Genomic DNA, 17172 nt, shown 5'->3' with positions numbered 1-17172 from the left:
CATCCGCTGCCCTGCCCCGTGGCGGGGCAGCGGATGCACAATGTCTGTATGTCGGCCGCCTGAGCTGCGCCCGACGTCTGGCCACCGCTGACAAAACCCCGGGAATCGCGCAGCTTGGCGCCAGCGCGTGCAAGCTGGGGTCGATATCGTGGGGTCACTGTTTAGGCGTCTGTGGGCCCGGGTCACGCATGACCGGTCCATCGGCTTTGGGCTGGAGTATTTCGGCCTCGCCACGCTGCGCTTTCCCAAGACCGTTGCCCTGCTGGTCGTGCTGGTCACCGGGCTGTGCGCCAGCCAGTTGCCGCGCGCCAATGTCGATGGCGATCTGCTGCGCATCTATGCCGATTCCGGCCAGTATTATGATTCCTACGACCGTCTGTCCCAGACCTTCGGCACCTTCGAAAATGACGTCTATGTGCTGGTCAGTTCGCCCAATCTGACTGATCCGGAGACGCTCGAGCGGGTGCGCGAGCTGGCGTTCGACCTTGAGCTCAATGATTTTGCCGTGGGCACCATGTCGCCCTTCACCCTGCGCAAGCCGACGGGCCTGGGCGGCTCGGTGCCGGCGGTGCCCGAGGGCATGCAGGATTTCGCCGAGGTTGCCACGGCCCTGACCGATCTGCAGCAGCACGATCCGCTGATGCGCAATCTGATCACCCCGGACCTGACCGGCATTGTGCTCATCATGTTCCCCAACCCGGACATGACAGGCGGCGACGGCACCAAGGCCATGATCGCCAGCGTGCGCGAGACCATTGCGCCCTATCAGGATGGCAATATTTCCGTCGAACTGACCGGCCCGCCGATCTGGACCAGCGAGATGATCAATGCCTCGGTGGCCGATCAGCTCAAGTTCACCATCTGGGGCTTTGGCCTGGGGGCCATCATTGCGCTGCTGGCGCTGCGCTCGCTGCCCGGCGCCCTGCTGGTGGCGGCAACGCCGGCCCTGTCGGTGCTGTGGTCGATGGGCATTATCCTTTATTTCTTCGGCTCCTTCACCTTCCTCACCGTCATCGTCACCACGCTGGTGCTGGTGATCAGCTTTGCGGAGTCGATGTTTTTCGTCTTCAACTGGCTGGCCTATTGGCGCGACGGCATGGACCCCGAGGAAGCCGTCGACACCACGGTCAAGCTGGTGGGACCGGCCGCGGCGCTGACCATGTTGACCACCTTCGTCAGCTTCGCCTCGCTGGCCTTTACCCCGGGCCAGGGCATTCGCGAGTTCTCCATTGCCGGCGCCATCGGCACATTCGTGCTGTTTGTATGCCTGATGACCTTCCTGCCGCTGATGCTCAAGGCCGCCGTGCGCCTGGGCTTCAAGGCGCCCAAGCGCAGCAGCCTGGTGCTGACGGCCGCCCTGCCCCTGAGCTGGTTCATCGCCAGCCGTTATGGCCGACTGGTCTCGGTGCTGGCCGTGATCGTCACCCTGGCGCTGTTCGTGCCCTATACGCTGATCAAGCCGCATTTCTCGTTTGAGGACTTCATTGCCAAGGATTCCATGGCGCTGACAGCGGCGGAGAATATCGATGCGGGCGTTGGTGGCGTGGCGCCGCTCTATATCCGCGTGCCGCTGCAGGATGGCGACCCCAATGTCACCGAGCGGGATTTCGAGACCATCCAGACGGTGCATCGTATCCTTGAGGGCCACCTGGGGGACAACAAGGTGATCTCGGCGGCGGCGATGACCGACTATACGGACGCCGGCTTCACCCGCCAGGAGGTGTTCGATTCCGTCGGGCCGTTCATGCGCAAGCGCTTCGTCACCGACGATGGCACCCAGGCGCTGGTCACCGGCTTCATGCCGACAATCATGGATTCGGACGATCTCAAGCAGATGGTGATCGACGTCAATGCCGAGCTGGCGGCGGCTGGAATAAGCGGCGCGGAGATCGGCGGCTTCCGCGTGCTGACCACCTATGGCACCGACCAGATTGTGAGCGGGCTGCAGCTCGATCTCACCATGTCGGTGCTGGTCAATCTGGCGCTGATCGGCTTTGCCTTCCAGTCCTTCCGCGTGGCGCTGGCCTCGGCCATACCCAATCTCTTCCCCGTGCTGGGGACGGAGGCTTGGCTCTATTTCAGCGGCCAGGGGCTGCAACTGACCACGGTGATCGCCCTGACCATCGCCTTCGGTATCGCGGTGGACGACACGGTCCATTTCCTGTCGCATTATCTGCATGCGCGGCGGGAGGAGAAGATGGACCATATGGGCGCCATCAAGCACACGCTGGACCGCATCGGCGGCGCCATTGTCGCCACCACGATTATCCTGTGTTCGGGCGTCATCATCGTCACCTTCTCGGATCTGCCGCAGGTGGCGCTGTTTGGCACGCTGTTTGTGTCCACGCTCGGCTTTGCGGTGATCGGGGACCTGTTCATCCTGCCGGCCCTGCTGGTGGCGGGGGGCAAGTTCTTCCAGCCGCTGGGCCGCATCCGCGTGCGCACCGGCGAGGATGTCGCCCCGCATGGCGCGCCGTGATGGGACAGGGATGTGGCGGCGCTTGCGAGGCCTTGGCTGGCATGGCTAGAGTGACACCAGGGCGATTCTGGCCGGCGCAAGGCGCTGTCACAATGGTCCTATCTGCCGGGGGGCATGTTCGTTCTGGAGGCTTGCTGCAATGAGACGTTTGGCACCCGGCGTGCGCGCCCTGGGTCTTTTGGCCCTTCTGCTGGCCAGTGGCGCCGGCAGCGCACCTGTGCTGGCCGCCCCCGATGATGTGGCGCTGCTCAAATCCTATATCGGCACCTGGCGCGGCCGCGGCACGTTGACCGGCGCCAATGTGGAGACGGTGGTCTGCCGCCTGACCCTGGCCGAGGGCAATCGCGACATGGTCAATTACAATGGCCGCTGCACCCTGGCGGGCACGCAATTGTCCATCGCCGGCACAGTGGCCTATGTCGAGGAAAACCGCCGCTATGAAGCCGCGATGAGCTCGAATGCCAAGTTCGGTGGCCGGGCCATCGGCCAGAAGCGCGGCAGCAATCTGGTTTTCACCATGCATGAGCGCGACAAGGACGAGGTCGGCAAGGATCTCGACATTTCCGCGCAGATGAAGTTCAGCAACGACGCCATCCATGTGGTGTTCGACGTGGTCTATGTCGACAATGGCGACAGCCTGCGCGCCGAGGTGCCGTTCACCCGCTGATCGGCATTTACGCACAAAGCCTTAACCGAACCGGCGCTAGTGTAGCGACCTGGTTTGGAACACAGGTTGCTGGTCTTGTCTGGACGTGGTGCTGCTGCCCATACGTCAACGGCGCCGCAAGGCGAACCGGGCGCTCCGACAGCGCCGGGTTCTCTCGATCGGTTGCGCGAGTTGCTGCAGGTCGATGCGGTGGCCATCACGCGTCGGCGGGACGGTGCCAGCCAGATCATCGACAGCAGCGGCAACCCTGCCCATCTCGCCTTTGTGATCGCACAGCCGGCTGACGCCTGCCCCTTTGGTGCGCCGCGGGTGATTGCCGATACGGCGCGCTGCCCCGGCGCCAGCCGCGGACTAACCCGGTTCTATGCCGCTATTCCCATGCCCGACGGCACGGACAATCCGGCGCTGACGCTACATCTGTGCGATTCCCGACCGCGCGGCCCGGCCATGGCGCATCGGCTCGAGGCCATGGCCATCGAGGTCACCAGCCGCGCCGCCATCGGCCGGATGCTGCGCGAACGGACGCAGGAACGCGACCGCCATGCGGCCGAGCTGCGCGCCCAGATCGAGCGCTTCGAACGCGCCTCGGAAACCGCCAGCATCGGCATCTGGGAGTGCGACCTGAGCGACGAAAGCCTGACCTGGACGGCCGGCGTCTATGATATTTTCGAGATCCCGCGCGGGGCATCGATCGACCGTGACAGCACGTTGCAGCGCTACACGGCAGAGTCGCGTGCCGCGATGGCGGCAGCGCGGGCGCGGGCCATCGAAGACTGCAGCGATTTCTCCGTCGAAGTCGAGATCATCACCGCGCAGGGCCGTCGCCGCTGGATGCGGATCACCGGCACGGTGGAGGCCCGCGACGGCAAGGCCGTGCGCATCTTCGGCATGAAGCAGGACATTACCGAGCAGCGCCTGCTGGCCGACCGCACGCGTTACCTCGCCGAGACCGATGTGATGACAGGCCTGGCCAATCGCAGCCGGTTCCAGGCGCGGCTCGACCAGGTGCAGGACCGGCATGAGCCGCGGCCGATCGCGGCCCTGCTGTTGGTCGATCTGGATGGCTTCAAGCAGATCAATGATAGTCACGGCCATGCGCTGGGCGACCAGTGCCTGATCGAGGCAGCCCGGCGCCTGGGCGCCTGCTGTGGCGGTGCCGAACTGGTGGCGCGCATCGGCGGCGATGAATTTGCTGTGCTGATCGGGCCCGACATGCCGGCCCATGCCGTCGAAGCACTGGCGGCCCAGATCGTGGACTGCATTGGCCAAGCCTTTGTGTGCGACGGCCAATCGCTGGCGCTGGGGGCCTCGGTGGGCGTCGCCCATTGTTCAGGCGGCAGCTCGGCGGAGCTGTTCCGCCGCGCCGATACGGCGCTCTATGCCGCCAAGGCGGCGGGGCGCAACACCAGCCGGGTGTTTGTACCCCGGGCCCTGTCGGCCTGAACCGCCGGCCCCCAAAGCAAAGGGGCCGCAGAGCGACCCCTTCATCATCTTTATTCTGCGCCGTGCTTGCAGGCTAATGCCGATGCCCTGTCGCCGCAGATCGGCCTAGAACGGGATATCGTCGTCCATGCCGCCGGGCTCGAAGGCCGGGGCATTGGCCTGGGGCCGGCGGGCACCGCCGCCACCTGCACCGGGGTTGCCGCCACCATAATTGCCGCCGCCAGAATTGTCGCGCACGCCGCGGAAACCGCCTTCGCCGCCGCCAGCGCCTTCACCATCGCCGCGGCCATCGAGCAGCGTCAGATTGGAGTTGAAGCCCTGCAGCACGATCTCGGTGCTGTATTTGTCCTGGCCGGACTGATCCTGCCACTTACGGGTCTGCAGCTGGCCCTCGATATAGACCTTGCTGCCCTTCTTGAGATAGCTCTCGGCCACGCGGGTCAGGCCTTCCGAGAAGATCACCACGCGGTGCCACTCGGTCTTTTCGCGGCGCTCGCCGGTGTTGCGGTCCTTCCAGGACTCGGAGGTGGCGATGGACAGATTGACCACCTTGCCGCCGCTGGGGAGGTTGCGCACCTCGGGATCTGCACCCAGATTGCCGACCAGGATCACCTTGTTGACACTGCCTGCCATCGCTCAATTCCTTCTCAATTCAGTCCCGGGGTCCGGCCCGTCGGGACGCTCACTTACATAGCGCGGGGAGTTTACTCCGCCGCGCCGCTCACCGCCTGTGCCTTGGCGCAGTTGTGAACAGAAGTGTTCATGACATTTGTTCTCATTATGTTCTCATTTCGGAACGCCTGTCAATTCCCTGCCGTTGCTGACATGCCCTGTCAGCAGGCTTCCGCCATGGCATCGCCTCTGATGGGGGTGCGGCATGGATTATGGGCAGGCGCTAGGGATTTTTACCGTTCTGCTGTTCGGCATCATCGTGGTGCCGGGCATGGACATGGTTTTCGTGCTGGCCAATGCACTGACGTCCGGGCGCCGGGCGGGCCTGGCGGCTGTGGCGGGCATCATGATCGGCGGCGCCATCCATACGCTGTTCGGCGCGCTGGCCGTGGGCGTGCTGACACAGCTTCCCATGGCCATCTTCCAGGCCATGGTGCTGATCGGCGCCGCCTATATGGGCTGGATTTGCTATAGTCTTGTGGCCAGCAGCATCACGGTCGGCAGCGTGGGGCGCGTCGCAGCGCGGTCCGAGATGGCCATTCTGCGCCAGGGCACCATCACGTGCCTGCTCAACCCCAAGGCCTATCTCTTCGTGCTGGCGGTTTATCCGCAATATATGCGGCCGTCCTTTGGGCCGATCTGGTCGCAGGCCCTTGTGCTGGGGTGCCTCACCGTCGCCATGCAGGGCCTGATCTATGGTGCGCTGGCGCTGGGCGCCAGCCGGGCCCGCGACGGGCTGACCGGTCACCCGCAGGTTACCATCTGGATTGGTCGTGGCGCGGGGCTGCTGTTTTTGATCGCGGCCGTGTTCACCGCCTGGCATGGAGCAACGCTACATGCAGGCGCTTGACCGAATCTGGCTTGTTCCTTTTATGTTCCTGGGCTACGCAGACGCGTCTGGGCCGGTCTGGTGCGGTCCAAGCCGGGCAGTGATGCGTATAGCTGGGTTGAAGGTGAGCGCTGGTGCCCCTATTTTCAGACTCCTCCCGTCCCGCCGACTGCCTGTTTGATCGCTGTGCCGCCACTCCGGCGCACTGAGCCATGGACTTCAATGATGACGCCAAAGCCAAGCCTCAACCGTGAGATCATCGTGCGCGGCGCCCGCGAGCACAATCTCAAGGGCATCGACATCAAGCTGCCGCGCGACAGCCTGATCGTGATGACGGGCCTGTCTGGCTCGGGCAAATCCTCGCTGGCCTTCGACACCATCTATGCCGAGGGGCAGCGCCGCTATGTGGAGTCGCTGTCGGCCTATGCCCGGCAGTTCCTGGAAATGATGCAGAAGCCGGATGTGGAACACATCGAGGGCCTGTCGCCGGCCATTTCCATCGAGCAGAAGACCACCAGCCGCAATCCGCGCTCGACCGTGGGCACGGTCACGGAAATCTATGACTATCTGCGCCTGCTGTTTGCGCGCGTCGGCGTGCCCTATTCGCCGGCAACGGGCCTGCCCATCGAGAGCCAGACCGTCACCCAGATGGTCGACAAGACGCTGGCCATTCCCGAGGGCACGCGGCTCTATCTGCTGGCGCCGATCGCGCGCGGCCGCAAGGGCGAATACAAGAAGGAACTGGCCGATCTGATGCGCAAGGGCTTCCAGCGCGTCAAGATCGATGGCGAGTATTACGAAATCGAGGAGGCCCCTGCCCTCGACAAGAAGCTCAAGCATGACATCGAAGTGGTGGTCGACCGCGTGGTGGTGGGCCCCGAGATCTCCGGCCGCCTGGCCGAGAGCTTTGAGACCGCGCTCAAGCTGGCCGAAGGCATTGCGCTGATCGAATATGCCGACGAAAAGGGCGAAGACGGCAAGCCGCGCCAGCAGACCTTCTCGGAGAAGTTCGCCTGCCCGGTCTCCGGCTTCACCATTGCCGAGATCGAGCCGCGGCTGTTCTCGTTCAACAATCCCTTCGGCGCCTGCCCGGTCTGCGATGGCCTGGGCACCGAGCAGAAGATCGACCCCGACCAGGTGGTGCCGGATGGCACGCTGTCGCTGCGCGATGGCGCCATCCTGCCCTGGAGCAAGACCAGTGCGCCCTATTACCAGCAGACGCTAAGCGCGGTGGTGAAGCACTATGGCGCGTCCACGGGCACGGCCTGGAATGATCTGCCGTTCGAGGTGCAGCATGCCGTACTCTTTGGTACGGGCAAGGAAAAGCTCGACTTCGTCTATGACGATGGCCTGCGCCAATACAAGACCAGCAAGGTCTTTGAAGGCGTGATCGGCAATCTCGAGCGGCGCTACAAGGAGACCGAGAGCGCCGGCATGCGCGAGGAGATCGAGAAATACATGTCGGCCAAGCCCTGCGTGGCCTGTGGCGGCTACCGGCTGAAGCCGGAGTCGCTGGCGGTCAAGATCGACGGGCTGCATGTCGGCCAGGTGACCGAGAAGTCGATCCGCGCCGCGGCTGAGTGGTTCGAGGCGCTGCCGGCCAAGTTCACGCCGACCCAGCAGCAGATCGGCGAGCGCATCCTCAAGGAAATCCGCGAGCGGCTGAACTTCCTGATCGACGTGGGCCTGGACTACCTCACCATGGCGCGCAACTCGGGCACGCTGTCGGGCGGCGAAAGCCAGCGCATTCGCCTGGCCAGCCAGATCGGCTCGGGCCTGACGGGCGTGCTCTATGTGCTCGACGAGCCCTCCATTGGCCTGCATCAGCGCGACAATGCCCGCCTGCTCGATACGCTGCGCCGGCTGCGCGATATCGGCAATACGGTGATCGTGGTCGAGCATGACGAGGACGCGATCCTGACGGCCGACTATGTGGTCGACATCGGCCCCGGTGCGGGCGTGCATGGCGGCAACATCGTGGCCGAAGGCACGCCGCAGGACATTATCAATCACCCGGACTCGCTGACCGGCAAATATCTGTCGGGCCGCATGGGCATTGCCATGCCGGCGGAGCGCCGTGTGGGCAAGCCGGGCAAGACGCTCAGCGTCAAGGGCGCCACCGGCAACAATCTCAAGAATGTATCGGTGGATGTGCCGCTGGGCATGTTCGTCGCCATTACCGGCGTCAGCGGCGGCGGCAAGTCGACGCTGATGATCGACACCATGTACCAGGCCATCGCGCGGCGCCTCAACGGCGCCCGCGTGGTGCCGGCGCCGCATGAATCGCTGACGGGGCTGGAATTCCTCGACAAGGTCATCGACATCGACCAGTCGCCGATCGGGCGCACGCCGCGCTCCAATCCGGCCACCTATACCGGCGCCTTCACGCCGCTGCGCGAGTGGTTTGCCGGCCTGCCGGAGGCCAAGACGCGCGGCTATGGGCCGGGGCGCTTCAGCTTCAACGTCAAGGGCGGACGCTGCGAGAAATGCGAGGGCGATGGCCTGCTCAAGATCGAGATGCACTTCCTGCCCGACGTCTATGTCACCTGCGATGTGTGCAAGGGCAAGCGCTACAACCGCGAGACGCTCGAGGTGCAGTTCAAGGGCAAGTCGATCTCGGACGTGCTGGACATGACCATCGACGAGGGCGTCGAGTTCTTCTCGGCGGTCCCGGTGATCCGCGACAAGTTCGCCACGCTGCAGCGCGTGGGGCTGGGCTATGTCAAGATCGGCCAGCCGGCCACCACGCTGTCGGGCGGCGAGGCGCAGCGCGTCAAGCTGTCCAAGGAGCTATCCAAGCGCGCCACGGGCCGCACGCTCTATATGCTGGACGAGCCAACGACGGGCCTGCATTTCCATGACGTGGCCAAGCTGCTCGAGGTGCTGCATGAGCTTGTCGACGGCGGCAATACGGTGGTGGTGATCGAGCATAATCTGGAAGTCATCAAGACGGCCGACTGGGTGATCGACCTGGGACCGGAAGGCGGCGATGGCGGCGGCGAGATCGTGGCCATGGGCACGCCCGAAGAGGTGGCCGCGAGCCCGCGCTCGCATACCGGCCACTTCCTCAAGGAGATCATGGCCCGCCGGCCGCATTTCGCCACGCGCGCCGCCGAATAGCGGTTGCCCATAAGCCGGCGGCCGCCTTTGTGGCGCGTCGCCGGCCTTCTCTTGGCCGTGCGACATGATGTCTGCCGTGCCCGCCCCAGTGCTGCCGTGATCGCCTGCTGCGCAAATAGGCAGCGGGACCTCGGTGGCGCCGCCCTGGTTCCAACCATTGCGCCCCTACCCTCGGTGAAGCCGCTGTTTTGCGGCCGATTCAAGCGGGCTGGAGCTGTCGGCAACGGGCAGCACCCCGCCCGCGGCGGAGGGCAAATCGCGGCAAACACGACATTGGTGTGAAAATGCCATGCGCTCTTTGCATGAAGCTCCTGACGTTTACGGCATGGTGCCCCTTGGCAAATCACCGCATGGTGCATTTGTCTTCAGACAGCCCAAAGGGAATATGCCGATGTTCGTCCGAGCCGTCTGGCGCGTAAAGCGCCTGGTCGACATCAAGCAGACGTTGCGGGAAATGGACGTGCCCTCGACGCGGGATGCCGATCTTCTGGGGCTCTCAGGCCCTGACTTCTCCAAGATGACCCGGTCGCTGTTCGACCGCTGACCGGTCCTCACCGCCAATTGCCATCCGGCCGCCGGTTTGCCACCCGGCGGCCTTCTTGTTGCCGCAGAGCTTAACCAAGCGTCAATCATCACAAAACAAGCCCCGCGCAGAACGCATAGGTCGTTTGACCTTTATCCCACTGCTCATCCAGACGGCACTGACGTAAATATAGGCTCGTAAACACAAGGAGACTTCGAATGGACATCCGCAAGACTTTCAAGAAATGGGCCGCTTACCAGCAGACCGTTCGTGAACTCGCCGCTCTCGACAACCGTCAGCTCAACGACCTGGGCATCTCGCGCACCGATATCAATCGCGTCGCCCGTGATCATGCCAGCTCGCTGTAAGACTATCCGTCTCGACCTGCTGGACGACCCAAACCGAACGGCCGCTTCTCTATGAGATGCGGCTGTTTTGTTTTTCTGCCCTTGAAATGATCAATATGCCAGTCTGCCAACAAGTTCGGCATAGCTGACCATCACGGCCTGACGGAATCCCGGTCGCAGTTGCAGTCGGCGGTACCAGTTTTCCACCCCCGGCATGGCCGGCCGGTCAATCGGCATTGTGAACCAGCGATAGAGCGCGACGCCCGCGGCGATATCGGCATAGCTCAGCCGGTCGCCGGCGAGATAGTCGCGATCGATCAGCGTGGCATCCAGTATCCGCAGCGCCGCAATGGTGCGGGCATGGCTGTCGGCAATGGCCCTGGCGTCCTGCTGCCCGGTTGGCGTCCGCACCTTGTGCCAGAACAGGCTGATCCAGGCCGGCTGGAAGGTCGTGGCGGTCCAATCGGTCCACTGATCGACGACGGCCCGCTGCACCGGGTCAACGCGCCAGAGGCTCTGCTGGCCATAGCGCGCGGCCAGATAGCGCAGGATGGCGTGACTTTCCCACAGCACCAGCCCGCCGTCGCGCAGCGCCGGCACCAGGCCATTGGGGTTGATGGCGCGATAGGCCGGGTCATCGAGCCCGCCATGCACACCGCCCACCAGAATATGCTCATAGCGCAGGCCCAGCTCAGCGAGCGCCCAGAGCAGTTTCTGCACATTGTTCGAGCTGGCCCGTCCCCACAGCGTCAGTCCATCCGTCACGTCCCGCCCCTCCTGACCCGGCAATATGCTCGTGGCTGGCCAGGAACCGCAAGATTTGTTGCGCCCCGGAGCGGTGCTTGCTATCTGCCTGCCATGTCAACATCAGAACCCATTCATATCATCGGCGGCGGACTGGCCGGGTCGGAAGCGGCCTGGCAGGCGGCAGAGGCCGGCGCCAAGGTCATCCTGCACGAAATGCGCCCGGTGCGCGCCACCGATGCGCACCAGACCGACAGTCTCGCCGAGCTGGTCTGCTCGAACAGTTTCCGCTCCGACGATGCCGAGCAGAACGCCGTCGGCCTGCTGCATGAGGAAATGCGGCGCTGCAATTCGCTGATCATGCGCTGCGCCGATACGCATCAACTGCCGGCCGGCGGCGCGCTGGCTGTGGACCGGCATGGCTTTTCGGCCGCGGTCACCCAGGCCATCGAGCAGCACGCCAATATCACCATGGCGCGCGAGGAAGTGCCCGGCATGCCGCCGGAAGACTGGGGCAATGTGATCATTGCCACCGGTCCCCTCACCTCGCCGGCGCTGGCCGAGGCTATCCTGGCCAAGACGGGCGAGGATTCGTTGGCGTTTTTCGACGCCATTGCGCCGATCGTCCACTACGACAGCATCAATATGGACATTGTCTGGGCGCAGTCGCGCTATGACAAGGCGGGGCCAGGCGGCACGGGCGCCGACTATCTCAACTGCCCGATGGACAAGGACCAGTACATGGCCTTTGTCGAAGCGCTGAAAGTCGCGCCGCTGCATGAGTTCAAGGACTGGGAAAAGGTCCCCTATTTCGACGGTTGCCTGCCCATCGAGGTGATGGCCGAACGCGGCGTCGAGACGCTGCGGCATGGGCCGATGAAGCCGGTGGGCCTGACCAATCCGCGTAACCCGACCGTCAAGCCCTATGCCATTGTGCAACTGCGGCAGGACAATGCCCTGGGCACGCTGTGGAACATGGTCGGCTTCCAGACCAAGATGCGCTACGGCGTGCAGGCGGAAATCCTGCGCATGATTCCGGGGCTTGAGAATGCGCAATTCGCGCGGCTCGGCGGCTTGCACCGCAATACCTTTATCAACTCGCCCAAGGTGCTGGGGCCGGACCTTAAACTGAAGACTGATCCGCGCATCCGCTTTGCCGGCCAGGTGACGGGCGTGGAAGGCTATGTGGAAAGCGCCGCTGTCGGGTTGATCGCCGGACGCCTGGCGGCCGCCGACTTGCGCGGCACACCCATGCCGACGCCGCCCAACACCACGGCGCTGGGCGCGCTGGTCGCCCATATCACCGGCGGACATATCGAATCGGAGAGCTATAGCGGCGCCCGCAGCTTCCAGCCGATGAATGTCAATTTCGGGCTGTTCCCGCCCGTGACTGTCACCAAGCCGGAAGGCGCCGGCCGCTGGCGCGGCCCGGACAAGGCGATTGCCAAGCGCAAGGCCATTACCAGCCGGGCGCTTGAGGATCTCAAGGCCTGGGCATGATACCCCAGGACCTCGAAGCCTATCTGCATGCCCATATCCCGCAATCGCGGGCCATGGGCGTGACAGTGGTCGCCATCGAGAGCGACAGCGTGGAGTTGGCGGCGCCGCTGGCGCCCAACATCAATCATCGCGACACGGTGTTCGGCGGCAGCGCTTCGGCTGTCGCGATCCTGGCTGCCTGGAGCCTGCTGCATGTGCGGCTGACAGCGCTGGGCCAGCCCAGCCGCCTCGTCATTCAGCGCAATACGATGGAGTATCTGGCGCCCATGGCCGGGGACTTCACCGCGCGCTCGGCCATTGAACCCGATCAGGATTGGGAGCGCTTTATGCGCATGCTGAGCCGGCGCGGCGTTGCGCGCATCAGCGTGGGCGCGGTGCTGGACTGCAAGGGCCTGCTGTCCGGGCGGTTGAGCGGGGAATTCGTCGCCTTCGGCGGCGACCATCACTAGCGCCGGGTCAGGCTCCACCACATCAGGCGCGTGATCTTGCGCCAATCGGCATCGTCTGGCGCGGGGGCAAACAGGCCCGCCTGGCGGCGCTGCAGCAGGGCAAACTGCGCCTTGAGCACGGCAATGGGCGCAAAGGCCGGCTTGAGCTGTGCTGGCAATTGGGCGATGGCGGCCTCGGCCTTATCGAGATGGCCGGCGGCCAGTTCGGCGATCTGGCCAAGCGCTGCCGCAAGACCGTCGCTCTCGGTGCCCGAGAAGATCTCACCCTCACGCACGCCATTGGCGGCCAGGATCGACCAGGGCAGCATGATGCGCCCCTGGGCCGAGACATTGCCGAAGGCGCGCAGATGCCCGATAAGGGCATGGGCAACGCCCAGATGGCCGGCGGCGTCGCCGGTCTCGACGGTCTGGCCGTTGTTGAGGATCATGGCGGCCAGCTGGTAGAGCGTCGAAACGGTCTCGCCGGCATAGCCCTCGAAGGTCTCGAGGTCGGGCATGGGATCGTCATAGAGATCAAAGCGGCGGGCGCCGATCAGCCGCAGCAGCGTGCCGGGAGGCAGGCTATAGGTGGCCAGGGTCTCCAGCAGCGCATCGGCCACCGGGTTCTGGCGCACGGCACCATGGCCTTCCCCATCGAGCGCATCGGCCCACCATTGCAGGCGGATTTCACCCGGTGCGGGATCGCTGACGCGGGCCCGGATCGAGGCGACATCGGCATTGAAGGCATAGAGCGCGGTCACGCCATTGCGGTGGGCGCCATCGAGCACCAGCGTCGACAGATAGCGGTCGCGATCGCCGGCGCGCAGCGCCTGGGCGGCGTGGACAAAGCTCTCCTGGCTCATCAGCGCGCCCGCTCGACTGCGATCAGCGCGGCGGCCACGGCCCGCTGCTCGGCCAGGAGGACATTATAGGTGCGCACGGCGCCGCCGGTGCCAATGGCCTCAACGATGATGCCGCGCTCGCGCAGGGCGGCCCGGATATCGGCCGGGAAGCCGACCACGTCGTGACCGAGCCCGACCAGCAGCACGTCAATCTGGTCGGCCGCCGCGAAGATCGGCGCCATGGAGTCCATGGTGATATCGGCGGGGGTGACGACGGCCCAGCCCTGCATGCCCGAAGGCAGGCAGAGCAAGGAACCGCGATGCGACATCTCGGCAAAGCGGAAGCCGCTGTTGCCATAGGCGTCGATGCCGACCTGGTCGGGGTAGAAGCCCGGCTCGGGTGAGGTCATGCCCTGCCCTTTCAGACGGCGGCGCCATCCACCATCTTGGTCTTGGCGTCTTCCTCGGCCTTGGCCTTGAGGCCGAAGTTGATCAGGATCGGGCCGTTGACGATGATGGACGAATACATGCCCACGAACACGCCGAAGGTCATGGCGATGGTGAAGCTGCGGATGACTTCGCCGCCGAAGACCACCAGCGGGATCAGCGCCAGGAACACGGTGAACGAGGTCAGCGAGGTGCGCACGATGGTCTGATTGATCGACAGGTCAATCAGCTCGGGCAGCGGCATCTTGCGATGCTTGCGCAGGTTTTCACGCACACGGTCCGACACCACCACGGTTTCGTTCAGCGACAGGCCCACCAGGGTGAGCACCGCCGCAATCGAGGTGAGGTTGAACTCGAGCCCAGTGATCGAATAGAGCCCGATGGTCATGATGATATCGTGCGAGGTGGTCGTCACCGCCGCCAGGGCGAACTGCCATTCGAAGCGGAACCAGATGTAGATCAGGATGGCCAGCAGCGAGATGATGACGGCGATGGTGCCCTTCCAGGCCAGTTCGCTCGACACCGTGCCGCTCACCGCCTCGGTGCTGCGGATGGTGTAGTTCTCGGTGGCCAGCGCCTCGCGGACCTTGGCAACAGCGGCCTGGTCGGCATCCTGGCCGCCCTCCTGCGCCTGCACACGCACCAGCACGTCTTCCGGCGTGCCGAAGCCCTGCACCTGAACTTCGCCCAGATTCAAGCCGTCGAGCAGTTCACGCACGTTGCCGACATCGGCCGGGCCGCCATCATGCTGAATGACGATGGCCGTGCCGCCAACGAAGTCGATGCCCAGGTTGAAGCCCTTGAAATAGGCCGAACCGATGGACAGCACGCTGGCCACGATCGAGAAGGCGATCACATAGCGGCTGATCTTCATGAACGGGATCTTGGTGCCGTCCGGAATGAAGCGGAAATGCTGGATCTTGAGGGTCTTGGGACGCGTGGCCCGGAACCACCAGCCCACGAAGTAGAGCGTGACCGTGTAGGAGGTGAACAGCGAGGTCAGGATGCCGAGCGCCAGCGTTACCGCAAAGCCCTGCACCGGGCCCGAGCCCAGGAAGTAGAGCACGGTGGCGGCGATGAGCTGCGTCAGGTGGGAGTCGATGATGGTGCCCCAGGCGCGCTGGAAGCCGGCATTGATCGCCTGCAGCGGCGACTTTCCGGCATTCTGCTCCTCGCGCATGCGCTCATAGATCAGCACGTTGGCGTCCACGGCCATGCCGATGGTGAGCACGATGCCGGCGATGCCGGGCAGTGTCAGGGTGGCGCCGAGCATGGAGAGCGCGCCGAAGATCAGAACGATGTTCAGGATCAGCGAGATATTGGCGAAGACGCCGAACAGGCCATAGGCGGCCACCATGAAGGCAACCACCAGCGTCGCCGCAACGATACCGGCCGTCAGACCATGCTGGATGGAGTCTGCGCCCAGGCTGGCGTCAACGGTCCGTTCCTCGACCACGTCGAGCGAGGCCGGCAGGGCGCCGGCGCGCAGCAGCACGGCCAGGTCATTGGCGCTGGCAGTGGTGAAGTTGCCGCTGATCTGGCCGGTGCCGCCGGTGATGGCCTGCTGGATGACGGGCGCGGTGATGACGGTATCGTCGAGCACGATGGCAAAGCGCTTGCCGACATTGGCCGAGGTGATCTGGCCGAAGGTGATGGCGCCGCGGGTATCGAAGCGGAAGCTAACCACGGGGATGGAACGCTGCTGGTCAAAGCTGGGCTGGGCATCGACGAGCGACTCGCCGCCCAGGGCCACATCTTCATAGAGCAGTTCGCTGCCGCCATCCTGGCTGGGCAGGATCATGGTGCCGGCCGGCAGGCCCTGGGCCTCGGCCTGGGCGGCGGTCATGCCCGGATAGACCATGTGGAAGGTGAGGCGCGCAGTCTTGGAAATGATGTCCTTGAGGCGCTGGCTGTCGCCAAAGCCGGGCACCTGGACGAGGACGCGATTGGTGCCCTGGCGCTGGATCTGCGGCTCGGTGGTGCCGAGCTCGTCGACGCGCTTGCGGATGACTTCTATGGACTGGGCCACGAGGGCCGACTGGCGCTCGTTGACGCCTTCGGGGGTCAGGGTGACGGTCAGCTTGCCGTCGGTGGTGTCGCCGAAGGCCAGTTCCTGGGCGCCGCCCACGGCGATCAGCGAATTGCTGACGGTGTTCTGCAGCTTCTCGATGGCGGCCTTGGCCGCATCGCGCTGGGTCGGGTCGGTCAGTTCGATTGTCAGCGTGCGGGTCGCCTCATCGGTGGTGATGAGGTTGCCGATGCCATTCTCATTGGCCAGCGTATTGCGGACGTCGCGGCGCAGGGTCTGCAGGCGCTCCGACACAATGCCCTTCTCGTCCACCTGCAGCAGCAGGTGCGATCCGCCCTGGAGGTCGAGGCCCAGCACCACGGTCTGCTTGGGCAGGAAGCTCGGCCAGGCATCACGCACGGTCTGCGGCAGGAAGCTGGGGACAGCGAACAGCACCCCCATGAGAGCGACAAAGGCGATGATGGCGGTGCGGATCGGAGAGAACTGCATAAAGGGACGTCCTGAAAAGGAAAAACCGGAGCCCTTGGGCTCCGGTGGCAGGCCTGGGCTCGGCTTTAGGCCGGTTTGTTGTCGTTGACAGGCTCGGACTTGCTGCGCACGTCCGAGATCATGCCGCGCACGAGCTTGACCTTGACGCCGGTGGCGATCTCGACTTCGAGGTCTTCGCCATCGACAGCCTTGGTCACCTTGCCGACGATGCCGCCGGTGGTCACCACGGTGTCACCACGACGAATCGCGGCCAGCATGGCCTGCTGGGCTTTCAGGCGCTTCTGCTGCGGACGGAAGATCAGGAACCAGAAGATCACCACGAGCAGCAGGATCGGCATCAGCTGAACGAAGATCTCGGTGATACCGCCACCCGCTACGGGGGCTCCGGCTGCTGCTTGGGCATAAGCGGGTGTTACAAACATGAGGCGCGATCCTTGGTTTTCTTGATTGTGGAGAGTCTGCGGCCGTCATGGTCATCGCCGGGCGATGGCACTGGACGCATATGGGGTTTGATGCACTTGCACCCCGGTCAAAATCGCGCGGACTATACATTTGCCCCCCCGTGATTGCAAAGGCATTCAGGGAGACGCAAATTGCCGCGCCGTGCAGAGGA

The 17172-nt window shown here is 64.5% G+C and carries 15 protein-coding genes; 9 read left to right on the top strand and 6 right to left on the bottom strand.

Translation table 11 applies throughout. From position 1 onward, the window contains the following. Nucleotides 1–127 precede the first annotated feature (127 nt). From E8M79_RS10020 to E8M79_RS10010, 3 genes are all read left to right on the top strand, one after another. Nucleotides 128–2479, top strand: a complete 2352-nt coding sequence (locus tag E8M79_RS10020) for an MMPL family transporter (RefSeq protein WP_137151767.1) — start codon at nt 128–130, stop codon at nt 2477–2479. Nucleotides 2480–2618: 139 nt separating this feature from the next. Next, on the top strand, nt 2619–3146 hold the full coding sequence (locus E8M79_RS10015) for a hypothetical protein (RefSeq protein ID WP_137151766.1): 528 nt from the start codon (nt 2619–2621) through the stop codon (nt 3144–3146). A gap of 75 nt (nt 3147–3221) precedes the next feature. Next, complete coding sequence (locus E8M79_RS10010; RefSeq protein WP_248304963.1) at nt 3222–4589, top strand: diguanylate cyclase; 1368 nt, start codon at nt 3222–3224, stop codon at nt 4587–4589. Between the two features lie 105 nt (nt 4590–4694). Here the strand turns inward: E8M79_RS10010 and ssb are convergent, their stop codons facing one another. After that, complete coding sequence (ssb, locus tag E8M79_RS10005; RefSeq protein WP_137151765.1) at nt 4695–5222, bottom strand: single-stranded DNA-binding protein; 528 nt, start codon at nt 5220–5222, stop codon at nt 4695–4697. Nucleotides 5223–5466: 244 nt separating this feature from the next. Here ssb and E8M79_RS10000 point away from each other — a divergent pair, with 244 nt between their 5' ends. The 4 genes from E8M79_RS10000 (at nt 5467) to E8M79_RS09990 (ending at nt 10101) form a co-directional block, all read left to right on the top strand. Continuing rightward, nucleotides 5467–6111, top strand: coding sequence for a LysE family translocator (locus tag E8M79_RS10000; protein WP_137151764.1), 645 nt, complete (start codon nt 5467–5469; stop codon nt 6109–6111). Nucleotides 6112–6315: 204 nt separating this feature from the next. Further along, complete coding sequence (gene uvrA / locus E8M79_RS09995; protein WP_171015815.1) at nt 6316–9210, top strand: excinuclease ABC subunit UvrA; 2895 nt, start codon at nt 6316–6318, stop codon at nt 9208–9210. A 391-nt stretch (nt 9211–9601) separates the two neighbouring features. Continuing rightward, complete coding sequence (locus E8M79_RS18380; protein ID WP_171015814.1) at nt 9602–9754, top strand: hypothetical protein; 153 nt, start codon at nt 9602–9604, stop codon at nt 9752–9754. A gap of 197 nt (nt 9755–9951) precedes the next feature. After that, nucleotides 9952–10101 (top strand): DUF1127 domain-containing protein, encoded by a 150-nt coding sequence (locus tag E8M79_RS09990; protein WP_137151762.1) that lies wholly within the window; start codon nt 9952–9954, stop codon nt 10099–10101. Nucleotides 10102–10191: 90 nt separating this feature from the next. On the opposite strand, the gene E8M79_RS09985 is transcribed toward E8M79_RS09990, so the two are convergent. After that, nucleotides 10192–10845, bottom strand: a complete 654-nt coding sequence (locus E8M79_RS09985) for a glutathione S-transferase family protein (protein ID WP_137151761.1) — start codon at nt 10843–10845, stop codon at nt 10192–10194. 93 nt (nt 10846–10938) lie between these two features. On the opposite strand from E8M79_RS09985, the gene trmFO reads away from it, so the two are divergent. Both trmFO and E8M79_RS09975 read left to right on the top strand, forming a co-directional pair. After that, the gene (trmFO, locus tag E8M79_RS09980) at nt 10939–12324 is read left to right on the top strand and encodes a methylenetetrahydrofolate--tRNA-(uracil(54)-C(5))-methyltransferase (FADH(2)-oxidizing) TrmFO (RefSeq protein ID WP_137151760.1); all 1386 of its coding nucleotides are present in this window, start codon (nt 10939–10941) and stop codon (nt 12322–12324) included. Further along, complete coding sequence (locus tag E8M79_RS09975) at nt 12321–12773, top strand: YiiD C-terminal domain-containing protein (protein ID WP_137151759.1); 453 nt, start codon at nt 12321–12323, stop codon at nt 12771–12773. The genes trmFO and E8M79_RS09975 overlap by 4 nt, the downstream gene beginning before the upstream one ends. On the opposite strand, the gene E8M79_RS09970 is transcribed toward E8M79_RS09975, so the two are convergent. The 4 genes from E8M79_RS09970 to yajC form a co-directional block, all read right to left on the bottom strand. Further along, nucleotides 12770–13615 carry a phytoene/squalene synthase family protein gene (locus E8M79_RS09970; protein ID WP_137151758.1) on the bottom strand — a complete coding sequence of 282 codons (846 nt, stop codon included), beginning with the start codon at nt 13613–13615 and terminating at the stop codon, nt 12770–12772. The genes E8M79_RS09975 and E8M79_RS09970 overlap by 4 nt on opposite strands. Next, nucleotides 13615–14004 carry an MTH938/NDUFAF3 family protein gene (locus E8M79_RS09965; protein WP_137151757.1) on the bottom strand — a complete coding sequence of 130 codons (390 nt, stop codon included), beginning with the start codon at nt 14002–14004 and terminating at the stop codon, nt 13615–13617. The genes E8M79_RS09970 and E8M79_RS09965 overlap by 1 nt, the downstream gene beginning before the upstream one ends. A gap of 11 nt (nt 14005–14015) precedes the next feature. Then, nucleotides 14016–16559 carry a protein translocase subunit SecD gene (secD, locus tag E8M79_RS09960; protein ID WP_137151756.1) on the bottom strand — a complete coding sequence of 848 codons (2544 nt, stop codon included), beginning with the start codon at nt 16557–16559 and terminating at the stop codon, nt 14016–14018. A 65-nt stretch (nt 16560–16624) separates the two neighbouring features. Beyond that, nucleotides 16625–16981 carry a preprotein translocase subunit YajC gene (yajC, locus tag E8M79_RS09955; RefSeq protein WP_137151755.1) on the bottom strand — a complete coding sequence of 119 codons (357 nt, stop codon included), beginning with the start codon at nt 16979–16981 and terminating at the stop codon, nt 16625–16627. Between the last annotated feature and the right edge of the window lie 191 nt (nt 16982–17172).

This window comes from Devosia sp. FKR38, from assembly GCF_005222805.1.
In the GTDB taxonomy this organism is placed as follows: Bacteria; Pseudomonadota; Alphaproteobacteria; order Rhizobiales; family Devosiaceae; genus Devosia.
Note: the sequence above shows the minus strand (reverse complement) of the source record. Positions and strands in the feature narration are given on the sequence as shown.